Origin of the sequence: Ruminococcus sp. FC2018, from assembly GCF_000621805.1 — a bacterium.
Taxonomy (GTDB): Bacteria; Bacillota; Clostridia; order Oscillospirales; family Ruminococcaceae; genus Hominimerdicola.
Window position 1 is genome coordinate 1 of record NZ_JHXH01000028.1, and the last position, 3,398, is coordinate 3,398.

The 3,398-nt window shown below is 33.5% G+C and carries 3 protein-coding genes; all 3 read right to left on the minus strand.

Annotated elements, in window-relative coordinates; all coding sequences use genetic code 11:
• Nucleotides 1-114: 114 nt before the first annotated feature.
• The gene (locus tag T494_RS0111480) at nt 115-1,182 is read right to left on the minus strand and encodes a hypothetical protein (RefSeq protein WP_028506411.1); all 1,068 of its coding nucleotides are present in this window, start codon (nt 1,180-1,182) and stop codon (nt 115-117) included.
• 12 nt (nt 1,183-1,194) lie between these two features.
• Entirely contained in the window at nt 1,195-1,911 is a 717-nt protein-coding gene (locus T494_RS0111485; RefSeq protein ID WP_028506412.1) for a hypothetical protein, read from the minus strand.
• Nucleotides 1,912-2,001: 90 nt separating this feature from the next.
• The gene (locus T494_RS0111490; RefSeq protein WP_028506413.1) at nt 2,002-3,135 is read right to left on the minus strand and encodes a hypothetical protein; all 1,134 of its coding nucleotides are present in this window, start codon (nt 3,133-3,135) and stop codon (nt 2,002-2,004) included.
• Between the last annotated feature and the right edge of the window lie 263 nt (nt 3,136-3,398).

A 3,398-nucleotide genomic window follows, 5' to 3' on the forward strand; every position in this document is an offset into this window, starting at 1 on the left:
TGAACAGTTATTCTATTGTGTGATGTTTAGAAACTAGCGTAGATTCACTGAATTCTTAGTTTGATACAAAGGGAATCTATTCAAATTGTATCCACTTACTTAAATATCTACTAACTAAAACCAACCATTAATCACTTTCAGACATTCTTCTTTTGATAATCCTGTGTCTTTTGAAATGCTGGAAGCTTTTCGTAATAGCGAGTCCTTTGCAATATTATCAATCAAGCAATCATATTCTGCTATTTTTTCTTTCGTCTGCAACACTTCAATCATTCTCATATTATCTTCAATTTGAATTTTGTTATTTAACACACACAATAATTGAGAATTAACAATATCAAGTGCCTGAACTATATGCAATTTCTTATTCAGTATAAGGTGATCAATCATTTTTGTTCTATAACCGCAATTATACAGTTCATCATACAAGCTCATGAAAATTTTATAATTAGATGGAACACCATTATACTTTACAAAGTATCGCTTAAGATACTCATTCAAGATTAAGGTATATGCAGGAAGTAATGCATAAATCATTTCTATCAATAAATCTGATTCAAATAGGTGTGCTACTAGATTGTTTATCAACTTAGATATAAACGACTTCAATCCAATAATCAAATCGTCAGTTGCTTTAAAGTCAAACTGATCATGATTATTAATACAGTCATATACCGAATTAATCCTCATTATATATTGCTGAAACTCTTGAATAAGTTCAGTCTTTTTTATTCCTATTATAATTTCAGCCTTATTCTCTATAGCAGTTAATTGATCCTTTATTGAATTAAGTTTTTTAGAAATGACAACAAATCCGACTATGTTTACAGCAGTATTTACAAGCGACAAACCAGTATTAATGTAAGAAAGAGTGGTCAATGATCTAAACGCAGAATCAAATTTAACTGATAAATTTCGCAAATCCCTACTAATGGTTTTTGAATTTATGTTTGCATTATTCATAATACTTCTTGCGGTATCTATAGAAGTAGCATTATGATTCAGTATACTATTAGCAATTTTGCTTGAATTATCGCCTGGATCTGACACCAGTTTACATTTTGTTATGGAATCAATTTTACCATCTGATCTTCTAGTTACTATTTCAGCGCATTCTTTTTTCGTTATGCTTTTACTAATCGCGCTATTAACAAGCAACGATATTTGTTCCATTTTAGTCATAAATTTAGCCCCTCAATCTACCCGAACTCCTGACTTTTGAATAATCCTGCAAATATATATAGCACTATAGATGTACATAAATTTTAGTACAGAATCAATATCGTCATTGTTATACAACAAATCAATCGGATTTTCCCATAAAACAAAGTCTTTTGCCTTATGCAGTAATTTCTTTTCACACAACCGTTTCTTAAGTTCCTTCGGAATCGTTTTATACTGTAAAAAGAATTTTCTTACATTTCCAAAGGCACTTTTACCAAAGACAAAATCAGAAATATCATTTTTCGAATAGTCCGTAGGGTTATTAAAATGATCATCTGTACGATTCAAAAACAAAACAAATATATTTACAATATCATCAATCAAATCCCAACTAAGTGTCTTATTCTGATTATACATGTCTATAGCATATTTTTTATATTTTTCTGCTCTTGAGTTGCTGGTACACTGAAAAACATCGCTATTCATATAGTTCATCGCCAAAGACAAATAGTCTAGTATGGTTTCAATTCCCACCTTTTCTATTTTCTTCTCTTTGTTTCTATAATACATGCGCGCTTTACTACTAGCGCTACACCAACTCAGTGAATTTAGCTTTTCCTTTAAATCAATATCTCGTACCAAGTCTTTAGAAATATTACTGAAGTTTAACACATCATAAATATTGTCTATCAACAATCTAACAGATTGCTCACTTAGGGAATCAATCAGTTTATCGAAATCACTCATAACAATATCACCTTTAGCTAAACTTGTTATTACAACTACATCATTTGATACAAATCAATTAAACTAACACCGTGGATTACTTATGATATCCTATTTTAGCCAGAAATCTGCTCTTTGATAAGCGAGCTGTTTCTTGTTCAGCTTTGTGAGCAGTTCGGTGTTTGTTGCCGCTATCTGTGCGTACTTTGCCGCCTGTGCAGTGTTGATAACCGTGCGCTTTGCATTTTCAAGTATCTGCTGATTTGTCTGCTGTATATTTGCAAGTTTAGCATTTGCCTGCTGTTGTTCAATAACCATTTTTCCTTGAACAGCAATTACCTGTTCCAACCTTTGTTTTATAGATTCAAGGTTTGCCTGCATAAGCGCTTCGGCAAGGCTCTGATTTGAGGTCGAAAGATAATCATAGAGATAATAAACGCCCTCTATCGTTCTAAACTGCAAAGGAATGATATTGGCATTGTAAGCATTCTTGAGTATTTCTCTTGTGTATTGTTCCTCTGATAGTATTTCTGTAGTTATCGCACTTGTTTCTTCTTTCCATTTATTATACTCTGACTCATACTTTTCTTTTGTTGCTAACGCTGATGCTTCTGAGCTGTTTAAATCTTCTCGCTTTTTAATATAGCGGTTCTTTCCCTCCTTCTTCTCATTCTTATACTTTACTATATCGCTTATTCCTAACAGAAAAAATGGAGTAGTAGGCAAATAACCCGCAGGATTTAACTCCATATTTGACGAACTAATACAAGCATAGGTAATTAGTGCAATTGAAATAACTCCTAAAGCAATCATTACAATAGCACCATTTCTATACTTTTTTACCTTTTCGCTCAATAAGAAGCTGTTTTCCGATTGATTGTTTATATCATCTGCTTTCTTTTTGATTTTATTATAATCAGCCTGAACTTGTCCAACATTCTTACGCATTTCAGCGTCTTTATTGTCCAGCTTTTCCCTCTCTTTTTTTGATTCAAAAAGCATGGTTTCCATTGTTCTTAAGTCGTTAAGATGTATTAACAAAGCCTGCCGTTCAATTTCATCCTGTCGAGCTTTATGCGGCGCCGACTGAGCCGTAACAGGTGCCTCAACCTTTGGCTGCGGTGCGTTGACTTTTGCTCTTATAGCTTCAATATCGTATTCCATACCGCAGTTCTGGCACACGCCGCCCTGACTGCCCTGCATTTTGATGTTTCCACCGCATATATCGCATATAAAATTGGCCATTTTTTCGATCTCCTTGAACAAATTCAACAAAAATCAAAGCGCATTGTGCCCTTTTCTGTAATTATATCACAAATTAGAAACAATGTCAAGAAATCGACTTATTCAACTCTTTACTATTTATGAAAGAACAGACTCGGAGTTTCCTCTGAGTCTGTTCTTGTGCTTTGTTTATGAATATTCCGCATAAAAACGAGCGTTAAAACCGCACGAATTGTGCATACAAAACGCTTAAACCGTGCATGCTCGCCGCACCATTGTGCATA

Bases quoted from the DNA above. Each gene is read 5' to 3' on its own strand.
- T494_RS0111490 (WP_028506413.1), bottom strand. From the start codon at position 3,135: ATGGCCAATTTTATATGCGATATATGCGGTGGAAACATCAAAATGCAG.
- T494_RS0111480 (WP_028506411.1), bottom strand. From the start codon at position 1,182: ATGACTAAAATGGAACAAATATCGTTGCTTGTTAATAGCGCGATTAGT.
- T494_RS0111485 (WP_028506412.1), bottom strand. From the start codon at position 1,911: ATGAGTGATTTCGATAAACTGATTGATTCCCTAAGTGAGCAATCTGTT.